Annotated in this window: 13 protein-coding genes and 1 tRNA gene; 11 read left to right on the top strand and 3 right to left on the bottom strand. The window is 68.4% G+C overall.

Annotated features, from left to right (window positions below; genetic code table 11):
* The 10 genes from tolR to AC1DGW_RS00815 all read left to right on the top strand — a co-directional run bounded on the left by tolR (position 1) and on the right by AC1DGW_RS00815 (position 9611).
* Positions 1–429: a protein TolR gene (gene tolR / locus AC1DGW_RS00770; RefSeq protein WP_478018744.1), complete on the top strand. Its 429-nt coding sequence runs from the start codon at positions 1–3 to the stop codon at positions 427–429.
* Positions 419–1498, top strand: a complete 1080-nt coding sequence (gene tolA, locus AC1DGW_RS00775; protein WP_478018745.1) for a cell envelope integrity protein TolA — start codon at positions 419–421, stop codon at positions 1496–1498. Before tolR ends, tolA begins: the two co-directional genes overlap by 11 nt.
* A 176-nt stretch (positions 1499–1674) precedes the next feature.
* The gene (gene tolB / locus AC1DGW_RS00780; RefSeq protein ID WP_478018746.1) at positions 1675–2994 is read left to right on the top strand and encodes a Tol-Pal system beta propeller repeat protein TolB; all 1320 of its coding nucleotides are present in this window, start codon (positions 1675–1677) and stop codon (positions 2992–2994) included.
* Between the two features lie 63 nt (positions 2995–3057).
* The gene (gene pal, locus AC1DGW_RS00785) at positions 3058–3576 is read left to right on the top strand and encodes a peptidoglycan-associated lipoprotein Pal (protein WP_478018747.1); all 519 of its coding nucleotides are present in this window, start codon (positions 3058–3060) and stop codon (positions 3574–3576) included.
* A gap of 3 nt (positions 3577–3579) precedes the next feature.
* On the top strand, positions 3580–4377 hold the full coding sequence (gene ybgF / locus AC1DGW_RS00790) for a tol-pal system protein YbgF (protein WP_478018748.1): 798 nt from the start codon (positions 3580–3582) through the stop codon (positions 4375–4377).
* A 98-nt stretch (positions 4378–4475) separates the two neighbouring features.
* Positions 4476–5180, top strand: coding sequence for a 7-carboxy-7-deazaguanine synthase QueE (gene queE / locus AC1DGW_RS00795; protein ID WP_478018749.1), 705 nt, complete (start codon positions 4476–4478; stop codon positions 5178–5180).
* Between the two features lie 75 nt (positions 5181–5255).
* Entirely contained in the window at positions 5256–5921 is a 666-nt protein-coding gene (gene queC / locus AC1DGW_RS00800) for a 7-cyano-7-deazaguanine synthase QueC (RefSeq protein ID WP_478018750.1), read from the top strand.
* A 157-nt stretch (positions 5922–6078) separates the two neighbouring features.
* A tRNA-Lys gene (locus tag AC1DGW_RS00805) sits at positions 6079–6154 on the top strand.
* A gap of 137 nt (positions 6155–6291) precedes the next feature.
* The gene (locus tag AC1DGW_RS00810; RefSeq protein ID WP_478018751.1) at positions 6292–6843 is read left to right on the top strand and encodes an ECF-type sigma factor; all 552 of its coding nucleotides are present in this window, start codon (positions 6292–6294) and stop codon (positions 6841–6843) included.
* Positions 6843–9611, top strand: a complete 2769-nt coding sequence (locus tag AC1DGW_RS00815) for a tetratricopeptide repeat protein (RefSeq protein WP_478018752.1) — start codon at positions 6843–6845, stop codon at positions 9609–9611. Before AC1DGW_RS00810 ends, AC1DGW_RS00815 begins: the two co-directional genes overlap by 1 nt.
* Before the next feature lie 7 nt (positions 9612–9618).
* Here the strand turns inward: AC1DGW_RS00815 and recQ are convergent, their stop codons facing one another.
* Together recQ and AC1DGW_RS00825 are read right to left on the bottom strand one after the other, a co-directional pair.
* Positions 9619–11424 carry a DNA helicase RecQ gene (gene recQ, locus AC1DGW_RS00820; protein WP_478018753.1) on the bottom strand — a complete coding sequence of 602 codons (1806 nt, stop codon included), beginning with the start codon at positions 11422–11424 and terminating at the stop codon, positions 9619–9621.
* 114 nt (positions 11425–11538) lie between these two features.
* Positions 11539–13551 (bottom strand): GGDEF domain-containing protein, encoded by a 2013-nt coding sequence (locus tag AC1DGW_RS00825; protein ID WP_478018754.1) that lies wholly within the window; start codon positions 13549–13551, stop codon positions 11539–11541.
* Between the two features lie 490 nt (positions 13552–14041).
* On the opposite strand from AC1DGW_RS00825, the gene AC1DGW_RS00830 reads away from it, so the two are divergent.
* Entirely contained in the window at positions 14042–14998 is a 957-nt protein-coding gene (locus AC1DGW_RS00830; protein WP_478018755.1) for an IS1595 family transposase, read from the top strand.
* Positions 14999–15117: 119 nt separating this feature from the next.
* On the opposite strand, the gene AC1DGW_RS00835 is transcribed toward AC1DGW_RS00830, so the two are convergent.
* Complete coding sequence (locus tag AC1DGW_RS00835) at positions 15118–15666, bottom strand: Dps family protein (RefSeq protein WP_478018757.1); 549 nt, start codon at positions 15664–15666, stop codon at positions 15118–15120.
* Between the last annotated feature and the right edge of the window lie 43 nt (positions 15667–15709).

The raw sequence follows: 15709 nt of genomic DNA on the forward strand, positions 1-15709 counted from the left end.
ATGATCTCCGGCATTTCCCGGCGCAAGCGCCGCAAGCTCAAGTCCGAGATCAACGTCGTGCCGTACATCGACGTGATGCTGGTGCTGCTGATCATCTTCATGGTGACCGCGCCGCTGCTCACGCTCAGCTTCGAGGTCGACCTGCCGACTTCCAACGCCAAGGCGCTGGAGAGCAAGCAGGACCCGGTCATCGTCTCGGTGCTGGCCGACGGGCAGTTGAGCCTGAAGCTGCCCGATGCCAAGAATCCCCAACGCATGGAAGCGGCTGCACTGCAGGCGCAACTGGGCGCGATGGCCTCGCAGGACAAGAGCCTGCGCGTGATCGTCGCCGCCGACCGCAGCGTGACCTATGACAAGGTCGTGTCGGCGATGGACGTGATCAAGGCGGCGAAGATCGAGAAGGTGGGTCTGGCGACTGATGCACACTGACGTCATGCCGCCACCGCGCGACCCCGGCAACGAATGGGGCATGCCCGTCGTACTGGCGTTGCTGGTGCACGTGCTGGTCGCGCTGGTGTTCATCGCGGCCTGGCTGTGGTCGCCTTCGCGCAGCACCGAAGCCGCCGCCGGCAACCCGGCGGTGGAGGCGAGCCTGCAGCTGTCGGCGGCCGAAGCCGCGGCCGCACGCAGCGCGCTGCGCGCCTCGGAGAAACTGCCGCCGCTGCCCGAGCCGGTGCAGGACGTGCAGCCCGAACCGGTACCGGAAGACACCATTCCGCCGCCGCAGCCGATCCCCGAGCCGCGGCCGCAGGATGCGCCCACGCCGCAGCAGCACAACGCGCAGGAACGCATCGCCCAGCCGGATACGGTCGACCAGGAGCGGGTCAGCGCGCTGGCCATCGCCGAAGAGAAGGCCAAGCAGGAGCAGGAGGCCAAGCGCCGGCAGGAGCAGATCGACCTGACCGAGCGCAAGCGCGTGGAGGAGGCCGAGCAGAAACTGCGCCTGGCCAAGCAACAGGAAGAAGCCGACCGGCAGAAGAAGCTGGCCGACGAACAGCGCAAGGCCAACGAGGCCAAGGCCGAGCAGGAGCGCCAGCAGAAGATCGCCGAGATCCGCCGCAAGCGCGAGCAGGCCGAGCGGGAGGTCAAGCTCGCCGAGCAGCGCCAGCGCCAGGTGGCCGATGCCCAGGCCCGCGCGCAGGCGGCCTCGTCCAGCAGCGCCTCGCCGGCCAGCGGTACGCCGCAGGCGTCGCCGGGGCAGGGCGGTACCAGCAACGACCTGACCGCCAAGTACGCCGCGGCGATCCAGCAGGCGGTGCTCAACCAGTGGGTGCGCCCGGACACGATCCCGCGCGGCCAGCGCTGCCGCCTGACCATCCGCCAGCTGCCCGGCGGCGAGGTGGTGGACGTGCAGTTCGCCGCCGGTTGCCCCTACGACGACGCCGGCCGGCGTTCGGTCGAGGCGGCGGTGCTCCGCGCCCAGCCGCTGCCGTACCGCGGTTTCGAGTCGGTGTTCCAGCGCACGTTGAACTTCACCTTCGAGGCGCAGGACCGTTGAATCGCGGCGGCTTCACGCCGCCATCGGCACCCTCGATGATGCTTCCCGCCCGGCTTCCCGGTGCCGATTGCGGTGCCGGGGCTGGATTTCACGGGATTTTCGTTCACGATTGCGAAAATGTTCATCCGCCTGCTGCTATCCCTTGTCCCCCTGTTCATCCGATCGTTGAGCACCCCATGAAGAAACCGCTTCGCTGGCTGGCCGCCCTGACCGTACTGCTGTTGCCCTTGGTGGCGATGGCGCAGCAACGGGGGCTGGAGATCGACATCATCGGCGGCAACGCGTCGGCCATGCCGATCACCGTGGTGCCCATGCCCTACCAGGGCAGCGCCGGTGCGCCGGCCACGGACGTCGCGGCGGTGGTGCGCTCGGACCTGGACCGTTCCGGCCAGTTCCGCACGCTGCCGGAGGCGCAGATCGTCGAGCGCCCGACCCGCGGCAGCGAGGTGCAGTACCCGACCTGGCGCGCGCTCAAGCAGGATTACCTGGTCGTCGGCCGCGTGCTCGACGCCGGTGCCGGCACCTACCGCGTCGAGTACGAGCTGTTCGACGTGGCCAAGGGCGAGCGCATGCTCGGCCTGGCGATGACCGCGCGCTCCAACGCCATGCGCGACGTCGCCCACCAGATGGCCGACGCCATCTACGAGAAGATCACCGGCGTGCGCGGTGCCTTCTGGACCCGCATCGCCTACGTCACCGCCAGCGGCCGTGGCGACGCCATGCGCTATGCGCTGATGGTGGCCGACTCGGACGGTTACAACCCGCAGACCATCGTGCGCTCGGCCGAGCCGCTGCTGTCGCCGTCGTGGAGCCCGGACGGCAACCGCCTGGCCTATGTCAGTTTCGAGCGCGGCAATTCGGCCATCTACATCCAGAACATCTCCACCGGCGCACGCGAACTGGTCGCCAGCTTCCGCGGCATCAACAGCGCCCCGGCGTTCTCGCCGGACGGCCGCCGCCTGGCGCTGACCCTCTCGCGCAGCGGCAACCCCGAGATCTACGTGATGGACCTGGGCAGCAAGCAGCTGACCCAGCTGACCAACCACTTCGCCATCGATACCGAGCCGACCTGGAGCGCGGACGGCAATACCATCTATTTCACCTCCGACCGTGGCGGCCGCCCACAGATCTACCAGGTGCCGTCGTCGGGCGGCAGCGCCAGCCGCGTGACCTTCCAGGGCAACTACAACGCCAAGGTCTCCGTGTCCTATGACGGCAAGAAGCTGGCCATGGCGCAGGGCAGTGGCAACAGCTACAAGATCGCGTTGATGGACAGCAGCCTGGGCTCGCCGCGCTGGAGCACGCTGTCGCCGGGTTCGCTGGACGAATCGCCCAGCTTCGCCCCCAACGCGGGCATGATTCTGTATGCCGCCCGCGAGGGCGGGCGTGGCGTGCTGTATGCGGTGTCGGCCGACGCGCGGGTCCGCCAGCGCCTGGTCCTGGCGGACGGCGATGTGCGCGAGCCGGCATGGGGCCCATACCGTACCGCGCGTTGATTAAATGTTAATATCCCACCCGCATTAATCCCAATCATTGGCTCAGGAGCCTCAGGTATCCCCATGAACAAGTCCACTCGCGTTCTGCTTGTTTCGCTGCTGTCGGTTGCCGCGCTGGCGGGCTGCTCGAAGAAGGTCAAGGAGCAGCCGGCTGCACCGGTCGACAACGGTCCCGCCACCACCCAGCCGAGTGGCCCGTCGACCTCCGGCCTGTACGGCCCGGGCGACCTGGACACCGACGCCTGCCTGCGCCAGCGCGTTGTCTACTTCGACTTCGACAAGGAAGACGTGAAGTCCGAGTTCCAGGCCATCATGGCCTGCCACGCCAAGTACCTGCGTGACCGTCCGTCCTCGCGCATCACCCTGCAGGGCCACACCGACGAGCGCGGCAGCCGCGCCTACAACCAGGCCCTGGGCGAGCGTCGTGGCAATGCCGTGAACTCGGCCCTGCAGGCCAACGGTGGCTCGGCTTCGCAGCTGACCGTCGTGTCCTACGGCGAAGAGCGTCCGGTCTGCACCGAGTCGAACGAGTCCTGCTGGTCGCAGAACCGTCGCGTCGAAATCGTCTACACCGCGCAGTAATCGATGCGTACCGGCATCAAGACGATGATGCTCGTGGTTGCGGCAGCCCTGGTGGCTGCCGCACCCGCCCATGCTCAGCGGCAGAGCCTGGCCGACCGTGTCGGCGCACTGGAGCAGCAGGTCCAGAACAGCCAGGCCAACACCGACATGCTCAACCAGCTGCAGCAGCTGCGCAGCGAGATGCAGGCGCTGCAGGGCACGATCGAGCAGCTCCAGCACGAGAACGAACAGCTCAAGCAGCGCAACCGGGACCAGTACCTGGACCTGGACGGGCGCCTGAACCGCATCGAAGGCGGCGCGGAACAGACGGGCACGCCTGCGTTGCCGGCGCCTCCCGCGGCCAAGCCGGCGGCAGCGGCCGAAAAGCCTCCGACCGTGCGCGGCGATGCCGGCGCGGTCGCCGCGGCGGGCGACGAGCGGAGCGCCTACAACGTGGCCTTCGACGCGCTCAAGGCCGGCAAGTATGACGAGTCGGCGCGTCTTTTCCAGGGCTTCCTGGAGCAGTATCCCAACGGCGTCTATGCCCCCAATGCGCTGTATTGGCTGGGCGAGAGCTATTACGCCACCCGCAATTTCCAGCTGGCCGAGGCGCAGTTCCGCGACCTGGTCGCGCGCTATCCGACCCATGACAAGGCCGCCGGCGGCCTGCTGAAGCTGGGCCTGTCCCAGTTCGGCCAGGGGGACGCGGCCAAGGCCGAGCAGACGCTCGAGCAGGTCGCCACGCGTTTCCCGGGCAGCGATGCCGCGCGGACCGCGCAGGACCGCCTGCAGTCGATCCGGCTCGGCCAGCAGATCCGCTGAGTCCGGCGGGTGTGTCTCCGCGGAGCCGGGCCTTGCCCGGCTGCTTTCGTTTACGGCGTGGGTGAAACCGCCGCCCGTTCCATCCAGAAGTGCCCGACATGACTGCCGTCGTTCCCCTTTCCAACGCCGCCGCCACGCCCAGCGAGATCGTGCAGTCGCCGTTGCCGCGGCTGAAGATCACCGAGATCTTCCTTTCCCTGCAGGGCGAGGCGGACGCCGCCGGCTGGCCGACGGTGTTCGTGCGCCTGACCGGCTGCCCGCTGCGCTGCGGTTACTGCGACACCGAATACGCCTTCCATGGCGGGCAGTGGCGCGATATCGACGACATCGTCGCCGAGGTGCTTGGCCATGGCGTGCGCCACGTCTGCGTGACCGGCGGCGAGCCGCTGGCGCAGAAGCGCTGCCTGGTGCTGCTGCGTGCCCTGTGCGATGCGGGGCTGGACGTCTCGCTGGAGACCTCCGGCGCCCTGGACATCGGCGGCGTCGATCCGCGCGTGTCGCGCGTGGTCGACCTGAAGACGCCGGGCTCGGGCGAGGCGGCGCGCAACCGGCTGGAAAACCTGCCGCTGCTGACCGCGCGCGACCAGGTCAAGTTCGTGCTCTGCGACCGTGACGATTATGACTGGGTGAAGGAAATGGTTGCCGCGCAGCGCCTGCATGAGCGCTGCATGGTGCTGTTCTCGCCGTGCAAGGACCGGCTGGATGCACGCGAACTGGCCGACTGGATCGTCGCCGACCGCCTGCCGGTGCGCTTCCAGATGCAATTGCACAAGATCCTCTGGAACGACGAGCCGGGCAGATAGCCGGGCCGTCGTTTCGACTTTGTACCGGCGCGGGACAGCGTGCTGGCGTTCCCTCCCCAACCGGAATATCACTCCATGAAGAAGGCAGTCGTGCTTCTTTCCGGCGGCATGGATTCGGCCGCCGTCATCGCCATGGCCCAGGAGCAGGGCTTCACCGTGCACGCGCTGAGCGTGCGCTACGGCCAGCGCCATACCTCCGAACTCGATGCGGCCGCGCGCGTGGCGCAGGCGCTGGGCGTGGCGGCGCACAAGGTCGTGGGCGTGGACCTGCGCAGCATCGGCGGCTCGGCGCTGACCGACGACATCGACGTGCCCGACGCCGGCGGCGAAGGCATCCCGGTCACCTACGTGCCGGCGCGCAACACCATCATGCTCTCGCTTGCGCTGGGCTGGGCCGAGGTGCTGGGCGCCAACGACATCTTCTGCGGCGTCAACGCAGTCGATTATTCCGGCTATCCGGATTGCCGCCCCGAGTTCGTCGCCGCCTTCGAGGCGCTGGCCAACCTGGCGACCAAGGCCGGCGTGGAAGGCGCGGGCATCCGCGTCCATGCACCGCTGCAGTACCTGAGCAAGGCGCAGATCGCCAGCGAAGGGGCGCGGCTGGGCGTGGATTTCGCGTTGACCGTGTCCTGCTACCGCGCCGACGAACAGGGGCGCGCCTGCGGCCATTGCGATGCCTGCCGCCTGCGCGCGGACGGTTTCGCCGCGGCCGGTCTGCCCGATCCGACCCGCTACGCGTGAGCGGCCCCAGCGGCGCCATGGGATGCGCCGCTCTTTGCCGCTGGCGCGCCCGCGGTTCGGTCTTGGTCCCGGGCCGTGCCGCGGATCGGTACCGAATTCCGGTTTCAGGCATCTTGCGCTAGAATGCGCACCCCGGCGCCATGCCGGGTCTTTGTTTGGGCCGTTAGCTCAGTCGGTAGAGCAGAAGACTTTTAATCTTTTGGTCGAAGGTTCGAATCCTTCACGGCCCACCATGATCGAGGTCCCGCATGTCCGGGGCCTTTCTTTTTTCGGGTACTGCACGCGGTTTCTGTGAACTGTTGCAGGTTGGCAGCCGGCAGGGCCAGTCCTACCATGGGGACGGTTCGGTTTCCGGCAGCATGGGGGACGCTTGGGTACCCAGATCACGCAACTCCTGCATCGCTGGCAGGGAGGCGACGCGCAGGCGCGGGAGCAGTTGTTCGAAGCCTTGTATTCGGACCTGATGCTGGTCGCCCGCAACCGGCTGTTCAACGATACCGGCGGCACCCTGCAACCGGCGGCGCTGGTCAACGAATCGCTGCTGCGCCTGCTGGGCTCGGACGTGGATTACAAGGATCGCGCCCATTTCATCGCGGTGGCGGCGCTGAAGATGCGTTCGGTGCTGGTCGACCACCTGCGCGCCCGGGCCGCGGACAAGCGCGGCGGAAACCTGGTGCAGTTGACCCTGTCCCACGCCAGCGATGTCCCCGACGACGATGGCAGCGCCTATGACGTGATGGCGCTGCACCAGGCTTTGAGCCAGTTGGCCGAACTGGAGCCGCGGGCGGCGAGCATGGTCGAGCTGACCTATTTCGGTGGCATGAGCCGCGATGAGATCGCCATGGTGATGGGTGTGTCGGCGCCCACCGTGGACCGCGACCTGCGTTTCGCCAGGGCCTGGCTCAATCGACAGCTGGCCTGATGGCGAACGCGGAAGACGAAGGCGACGCGGCGCGTTGGCGCCAGGTGCGTGATCTGTTCGATGCTGTCTGCGACCTGCCGCGCGCGCAGTGGCGGCGGGAGGTGCAGGAGCGTTGCGGCGATTCGGCTCTGGCCGGGGAAGTGCTGCAGCTGCTGCATGCGCAGACCCAGGGCCTGAGCCGGGTCAGCAGCCGGCTGGATACGGCGCTCGCGCGCGCGCTCACGCCGGAATTGTCGGTGGGCCAGCGGCTGGGGCCGTGGCGCCTGACCGCGCGCATTGCCCACGGTGGCATGGGCACCGTGTTCAAGGCCGAACGCGACGACGGCGTCTACCGGCGCACGGTGGCGATCAAGCTGCTGCATGGCCTGCCGGGCGCGGGCGAAGTGGAACGGCTGCAGGCCGAACGGCAGGTACTGGCCGGGTTGAACCTGCCCGACGTCGCCCAGCTCTACGATGGCGGCACGACGCCGGAGGGCTATCCGTACCTGGTGATGGAATACGTCGAGGGTCTGCCGCTGGACCGTCATTGCGCTAGCCATGCGCCGGGGTTGGTGCAGCGGTTGCGGCTGTTCCTGGATATCTGCGCGATCGTGCGTTCGGCGCACGAGCGCCTGGTGCTGCACTGCGATCTCAAGCCGGGCAACGTGCTGGTCCGGCCCGATGGCAGGCCGGTGCTGCTGGACTTTGGCCTGGCGCGCCTGCTCAACGACGCACGCGACCGCGAGGAAGCGGGGTACTGCACGCCGGCCTATGCCAGCCCGGAACTGGTGAGCGGCGAGCCGGTGGGCGTGGCCGGCGATGTCTACAGCCTGGGCGTACTGCTGGTCGAGCTGCTGTCCGCGAGCGCCTGCGCGCGCACGCTGCAGGACAGCGATGCGCCGGTGATCCTGCCTTCGGCCAACGCGCCTGAGGGGCTGCGCTGGCGCAAGGCGCTGCGCGGCGATCTCGACGCCATCGCCGCCAGGGCCTGTGCCCACGACGTCGCCGACCGCTACCGGTCGGTGGAGACGCTGATGGCCGACGTGACGCGCTATCTGGAGCGCCAGCCGGTGGCGGCGCGCCAAGGGGGCCGCCTGTACCGATTGGCGCGCGGCATGCAGCGCAACTGGCGCGGATGGGTGGCCGGTGCGGCTGCGTTCTCGTTGGTGGTGCTGTTCGTGACCGGGTTGATGCAGGCGCGGCGCCAGGCCGAGGAAGAGGCCGCCATCGCCCACCAGGTCGGCGATTTCATGGTGGGCGTGTTCGAGACCGCCGATCCGTTCCTGCGCACCGAGCGGGGACAGGAGGAGCTTTCCTCGCGACAACTGCTGGACAAGGCGGCGCTGCGCGTTTCCCAGGACCTGGCCGACGCGCCGGCGCAGCTGGCCAGGATGCGCGCGGTGCTGGGAACCGCTTACCGCAACTCGGGTGTATCGCGGCAGGCCGAAGTACTGTTGCAGCAGGCCTATGACGGTTTCATGGACGCGCGGGTGAACCGTCCGGCGGACGCGGCGGCTGTGCTGGCCGAACTGTCGGTGCAGAAGACGCAGGGCGGCAACGGCGTACTGGGCCAGACGCTGGCCGAACGCGGCTTGGCACTGCTGCCGTCGACCGGAGCCACGGCAACCCGGGCCAGGCTGCACGGCGCGCGCGGGCTGGCGCTGGTGAACCAGCAGCACTTCGACCGCAGCGAAGCCGCCTTCGATACCGCGATGGACCTGTACGGGAAACTGCCGGGCAGCAGCGTCGCCACCGAGAAACTGGCGCTGTCCTACAACAAGGGCCTGATGTACCTGCGCTGGGGGCGGCTGGCGTCGGCCGAGCGCGAATTCCGCCATGTGCTTGCCAGCGTGCAGGGGCGCGGCAGCAGCATGGCGCTGGCCGCGGAAATGCGCCTGGCGCAGATCCTGCGCGAGCAGGGACGGTTCGCGCAGGCGTTGCCGCTGCTGCAGGCTGGCCTGCGCCACGCCGAGGAACTGTACGGGCCGGAGAGCAGCTTCGTGCTGATGCAGCACGACGGGCTCGCCGACCTGTACCGCGATTCGGGCGATTATGCCGCCGCCGAACGCCAGTACCAGCAGCGCCAACGCCTGAGCGCGATCATCGACGGCACCGGGTCGGTGGAGTACTCGATGGGATTGTTCAACTACGGCGACCTGCAGGAACTGCGCGGCGACGTCGCCCAGGCCGAACAGCTCTACCGGCAGGCCTGGACGATCCGCCGCGAGCGGCTGGGCGGACAGTCGCCCACCAGCCTGCGCGCCGAGGCCGGGCTGGGTGCGCTGCTGATGCACCAGGGACACATGGACGAAGCGGGTTGGCTGCTGCTGCATGCCGACGAAGGCCTGGACGCGGCGCTGCCGCCGGACGCGCCGGGGCGCATCGAGGCGCGGCTCAACCGCATCGACTGGCACATCCTGCAGGGCGACACCGCGCAGGCGCAGGCCTTGCTGGAGCGGCTCGGCGCACGGATTCCGACGACCTTGCAGCTGCGCCTGCTGCGCACGCGGGCGGACCTGGCCGAACGACGTGGCGAAGGTGCGGCGGCGCTGGCATTGCGTCGCACCGCACTGGAGTACGCGCGCTCGCTGCATGGCGACGGCAAGCTCGAAACGGCGACCTGCCGCATCGATCTGGCCGAAACAATGCTCCGCCTGGGCCACCGGCAACCGGCGCTGGAAGCGTTGCGGCAGGCGTTGCCGACGATCGAGCGGCTGCAGGTCGAAGGCGCGCCATTGCGGCGCAGGCTCGATGGCCTGCTGCTGCTGGCCCGCGGCGGGCAGGGCTGAGCGCGGCCTAGCCCTGCTCGCGCACGATTTCGACCAGCCGCTGCCCGTAGCGGCCCAGCTTGCTGCCGCCGATGCCGCCGACCCGTCCGAGCGCGTCGAGGCTGGTCGGGCGCTGTTCGGCGATGTTTCGCAGGGTGCTGTCGTGGAAGATGACGAAGGCGGGCACGTTCTGTTCGCGGGCCAGTTCGGCGCGCAGGCCGCGCAGCGCGTTGAACAGCGCCAGGTCCTCCGGCTGCACCGCCACGCCGGTACGCGGCGTGCTGCTGCGGTCGCGCTCGCCGCGCGTGGCGGCCGGTTCGCGGCGCATCATCACCTGGCGACGGCCCTTGAGCACGTCGCGGCTGGCATCGGTCAGGCGCAGGCCGCCATGCGCTTCCGGATCCACTTCCAGCAGGCTTGCGGCGACCAGTTGCCGGAACACGCCGCGCCAGTTGCGTGAATCCAGGTCCTTGCCGATGCCGAAGGTGCTGAGCCTGTCGTGGCCCAGCTGGCGCACGCGCTCGCCATCGCTGCCGCGCAGGATGTCGATCAGGTGGCCGACGCCGAAGCGCTGGCCGCTGCGGTAGACGCAGCTCAGCGCTTTCTGCGCGGGAACGGTCGCATCCCAGGCGGCCGGCGGCACCAGGCAGTTGTCGCAGTTGCCGCAAGGGTGTGGGTAGGTTTCGCCGAAGCCGGCCAGCAGCACTTGGCGGCGGCACTGCATCGATTCGCAGTAGCCAAGCAGGTGGTCGAGCTTGGCGCGCTCCAGGTGCTTGCGTTCCTCGCCGGCCTCGCCCTGTTCGATCATCTGCTTGAGCAGCACCACGTCGCCCAGCCCGTAGCACAGCCACGCTTCGGCCGGTTCGCCGTCGCGGCCGGCACGTCCGGTTTCCTGGTAGTAGCCCTCCATCGACTTGGGCAGGTCGGTGTGCGCGACGAAGCGCACGTCCGGCTTGTCGATGCCCATGCCGAAGGCGATGGTGGCGCACATCACCACGCCGTCCTCGCGCAGGAAGCGGCGCTGGTTGGCCGCGCGCACCTCGGCGGGCAGGCCGGCGTGGTAGGGCAGGGCGTCCAGGCCTTCGCCGCGCAGCATGTCGGCGGTTTCCTCGACCTTGCGCCGCGACATGCAGTAGACGATGCCGGCCTGCCCGCGATGGCCGCGCAGGAAATCCAGCAGCTGGCGCTTGGCATTGTCCTTCTGCACCACCGTGTAGCGGATGTTGGGGCGGTCGAAGGAGCTGATGAAGTGCTCGGCCTGCGCCAGGTCCAGGCGCTCGGCGATCTCGCGCTGGGTCGGCGGGTCGGCGGTGGCGGTGAGGGCGATGCGCGGGATCTGCGGCCAGCGCTCGTGCAGCACCGTCAGCTGCCGGTATTCGGGGCGGAAATCGTGGCCCCATTGCGACACGCAGTGCGCCTCGTCGATCGCGAACAGGGCGATATGGCTGCGTTCGAGCAGCGACAGGAAGCGGCCGGTCAGCAGCCGCTCGGGCGCGACGTAGAGCAGGTCGAGCCCGCCGGCCAGCAGGTCGCGCTCGATGCGGCCTGCGGTCTCGGCATCCAGCGTCGAATTGAGGAATTCGGCGCGCACGCCGAGCTGGCGCAGGGCCTCCACCTGGTCCTGCATCAGCGCGATCAGGGGCGAAACCACAATGCCACAGCCTTCGCGCAGCAGCGCCGGCACCTGGTAGCACAGCGACTTGCCGCCGCCGGTAGGCATCAGCACCAGTGCATCGTTGCCGGCGGTGACGTGTTCGACGATGGCCTGCTGGTTGCCGCGGAAGGCGTCATGGCCGAAGACGCGCTTCAACAGTTCATGGGCGGGGGAAGACATGCCGCCTAGGATAACTGCCCGGTCAAGCCTGGCTGTCCGCCTGCTTCCCGCGAAGGGGTCGGAAAAGCCGGAGGCGGGTCCGCTTTTCCCGATGGACCAGGGCGGCCATGGGCCTTACCCGGCTTTCTGGGCGGGGCCGGGAACCACGGTCATCCCGATCTGCCCGGCCTGCTGCGCGGCGGCCAGGTCGCGCGCCAGCGCCACCGGGTCCAGGCTCTCCTGCAGTGCGGCGATGCACAGCGCGCGGTTGCGGCCGGATGCCTTGGCCCGGTACAGCGCCAGATCGGCCAGCTGGATCAGTGCGTCGATGCCGGTGCTGCCGGCGAACGGCGCGCTGATCGCGCCGACGGAGGCGGTCAGGGTGATGTCCTTGTCCGGCAGGGCGATGGCAGGCGCGCCGATGGTGCGCAGCAGGCGGTCGGCCAGCGCGGGCAGGGCGGTGGCCTGGAGGCCAGGCAGCAGGAGCAGGAATTCCTCGCCGCCCCAGCGCACCACCGCGTCCTGCTCGCGCAGCAGCGCGCGCAGGCGCTGGGCGACCTCCACCAGGACCTTGTCGCCGGCCGGATGCCCGTGGTTGTCGTTGACCTGCTTGAAGAAGTCGATGTCCAGCAGCATCAGGCCCAGCGCCGGCGTGGCGCCGGGCGCGGCGGCTTCGACGGCGCGGCCGTATCCGGCCAGCAGGGCGTGGCCATGGCGGCGGTTGAATACCCGGGTCAGCGGATCGTGGATCGACTGTTCGGCCAGGTCGGCCACGTCCCGGGACAGGCGCAGGTTGGTGCGCCGGCTGCGGCGCAGCCACTGCACCAGTACGACGGCCAGCAGGACCAGCGCCAGCGAGAAGGCGGCCCACAGCTGCCGCCGCAGCGCCTGCGTGGCCAGTTCGGCCTCCTTCAGGCGGTTGGCGGCGGCGAGCCGTTCGATTTCGCGCTGGCGGCTTTCGGAGGCGTATTTCTCCTGCAGGTCCAGCACGGCTTTCTCGCGCGCCTGCTGGGTGATTTCCTGCTGCAGGCCCTCGACGCGGCGCAGGGTGAGGAATGCGTTCCGGTAATCCCCGGCATGCTCGTGGATGTTGACCAGTTCCTGCAGCATGCCGATATGGTCGGTCTTGGCGCCGATCCGTTCGGTCAGGGCGATGGCCTCGGTGGCATCGGCGACGCCCGCCTCGACCTGTCCCAGCCCGGCCTTGGACGCGCCGCGATTGACCAGCGCATAGGCCAGTGTCAGCGGATCGTCGATGCGCCCGGCCAGTTCCACGGCCTGTTCGGAATAGTCCAGCGCCCTGTGGTAATCGTGCTGGTTGAGCCAGTAGTCGGACAGGTTGGAGACGGCCGTGCTCTGGATGATCGCCAACCCGTCGTCGCCGCGGGTGAGGGCCAGGACGTCGCCGAGCAGCTGCAGCTGGAGATCGCGGCGGCCGTTGCGCAGGTGGGCGAAACCCATGTTGAGCTTGGCCTCGGCCACCGCCTGGGTGAAGCCCAGTTGTTCGGCGCGGGCGTGGGTGGTCTTGCTGATCTCGATGGTGCGCCGGTAGTCGCCCAGATAGACGTTGAGCACCGCCAGCAGGTTCTGGGCCATGAGCCGGTCGGCTTCGTGGCGGCCGGACAGCTCATCGGCCAGCAGTGCTTCCCTGATGCCCATGTCCAGCCGGCTCTGCAGCTGGTACTGGCGCGCGCGCAGGTAATGCAGCTGTTGCCGCTGCAGGGAGCTGAGCTCTTCCCGCCGGGAATCGATGCGGTCCAGCATGGCCTGCGCCCGGTCGGCATCGCGCTGGGTCAGCGCCCAGCGGGCCTGGATCAGGTGCTGGTCGACCGCGCAGGCGCGGCACTGCTCGTCGCGGGCCATCTTCTCCAGCGCGGCGCTGGCCTGCTGCGCAAGCGCGGCCATTGCGGGACGGCGCTCCTGCGCGGCGTAGCGGCCGACGGCGGCCTGGTAGGTATGGCGCTGCGCCAGTGGCGCATCGTCGGCAGGCCGGTCCTCGACGGCCTGCAGGCGGGTGACGGCCGTCAGCGGCGAGGAGTAGCCCCGTGCCAGCAGGCTGTCGATGACCGTGGCCAGCCGTTCCCCGTGCGCGAGCGACGGGGAGCAGAGCAGTGCGGCCAGGAGGAGAACGGACGAGGGCCGGGTCATCCCGGCAGTATCGGCCAGAATCGGCAAATAGTTGAATGGGGGAATCTCCGATTCCGGAAGCAGGAAATCCCGCCAGCGACCGGCACAACGCCATGCAGTGCCTAAAGGTGGGCACGCGGGCGCCGGGGATCGGTAGCCAGATAGTCCCTGGCTCCAGCCAACGGAACCCCGGCAGACCGGAGGGCGAAGCCCGAAGGCCCACCGCAGGACGAACCGGGCCAGCACACATACCGTGCCGAACCGTCTGGAGAAGAGCCCTCTTGGTAATGGGGGCGCGCCGAAGGCGGGGGGACCTGGCAGGCAGATGAAGCAGGGTCCAGGGTTCTGCTTCGCGGAACCCTGGAAAACCGCAGGGCAAACAGGGCCAGCACGCATGTCGTGCCGAACCATCTGGAGAAAAGCCCCCTTTAGTAAACCTGATTAGCGTCGAATCTCAGCCAGTGATCTGGCCGGGGCTTACATCGTTAGGCCTCTGAGCGAGGGTGGTGTCATGGCGATGAATCGAGTGCAGTTCCAGTCGGGGTTGTCCTTGCCCCGCTTCCTGCAGCGTTACGGGAGCGAGGCGCAGTGTTTCCAGGCCTTGGTGCAGGCGCGTTGGCCGCAGGGATTTGTCTGTCCCTGTTGCCAGCACACTGGAGCCAGCCGCTTCCAGCGCGGCGTCCAATGGCTGTGGCAGTGCCCGAAGTGCCGGGCGCAGACCAGCCTGACGGCCGGTACGTTGCTGGCCGGCACCAAGCTGCCGCTGCGCACGTGGTGGCTGGCTATCTATCTGATTTGCCAAGCTAAAAATGGCATATCAGCCTTGGAGCTGATGCGTTGTCTGGGCGTGTGCTATCGCACCGCCTGGCGGATGAAGCACAAGCTGATGGCCGCCATGGCCCAGGGCGAAGCCGGTCGCCAGCTCCGTGAACTGGTCCAACTCGATGATGCCTATCTGGGCGGGGAGCATCCGCGTGGCCACGGTGCCGGGCAATGGACCAACAAAGTGCCCTTCATCGCCGCGGTCGAGCTGCATCAGGGTCGCCCCCGGCATGTGCGCTTCGACCTGGTCGGCAGTTTCTGCCGCCAGGCGGTGCATCGCTGGGCGCAGCAGGCGCTGTGCCCGGGTACCCATGTGGTCAGCGATGGGTTGAGTGCCTTCACCGCGGTGCAATGGGCCGGGATGAGCCATGAGCCCATTGTCGTGGGGACCGGGCGGCGATCGGTGCAGCAGCCACGGCTGCTCTGGATCAATACCGTGCTGGGCAATCTCAAGACGGCCCTGAACGGTACTCACCATGCAGTGAAGTTTGGCAAGTACGCACTGCGCTACCTGCGTGCCCACCAGTACCGCTTCAATCGGCGTTTTGACCTGGCTGGCATGACCGGCCAATTGGCCCAGGCCTTGGTCCGCGCCCGGCCGCTCTCCGAACCACGGATCCGAGAGCCGGCTGAGATTCGACGCTAATCAGGTTTAGTAAAGGGGGCGCGCCGAAGGCGGGGGGATCTGGCCGGCAGATGAAGCAGGGTCCAAGGTTCCATTTCATGGAACCGTGGAAAACCCGCAGGGGCAAAGCCCCGAAGGGTTTACTGCAGCAGAGAACGCAGCATCCAGGCGTATTTCTCGTGGATCTGCAGGCGCTGGGTCAGCAGGTCCTCGCTGGGGGCGTCGCCGGCCTTTCCGGCCTGTTCCAGCACCCTGCGCGCGGTGCGGCACACCGCCTCGTTGCCCTGCACCAGCTGGCGCACCATTTCGCGCCAGTCAGCGCTGTCGGTCAGGCCCGGCTCCTCGGCGATCGAGGTCAGCGCCACGAACTCGCGGTACGAACCGGGCGCGTTGAAGCCCAGCGCCCGGATGCGTTCGGCGATCTCGTCCAGCGCCGTCCACTGTTCGGTGTACTGCGCCTCGAACATGGTGTGCAGCGAATTGAACATCGACCCGGTGACATTCCAGTGGAAGTTGTGGGTCTTCAGGTACAGCGTGTAGGCATCGGCGAGGAAGTGCGACAGGCCGTCGGCGACCTTCTTGCGATCGGCGTCCTTGATCCCGATATCGATGCCCGGCGTCGACGGTGCGGAGGCTGCCAGCTTCTTCTTGCCGGCTTCGGGTTTGCTGCTGTTCTTGGCCTTGGCCATGACGCGTTCTCCTTGGCGGGTTGAATGGCTTCACAATAGTCCC

The organism is Stenotrophomonas sp. 05N423 (assembly GCF_056397145.1).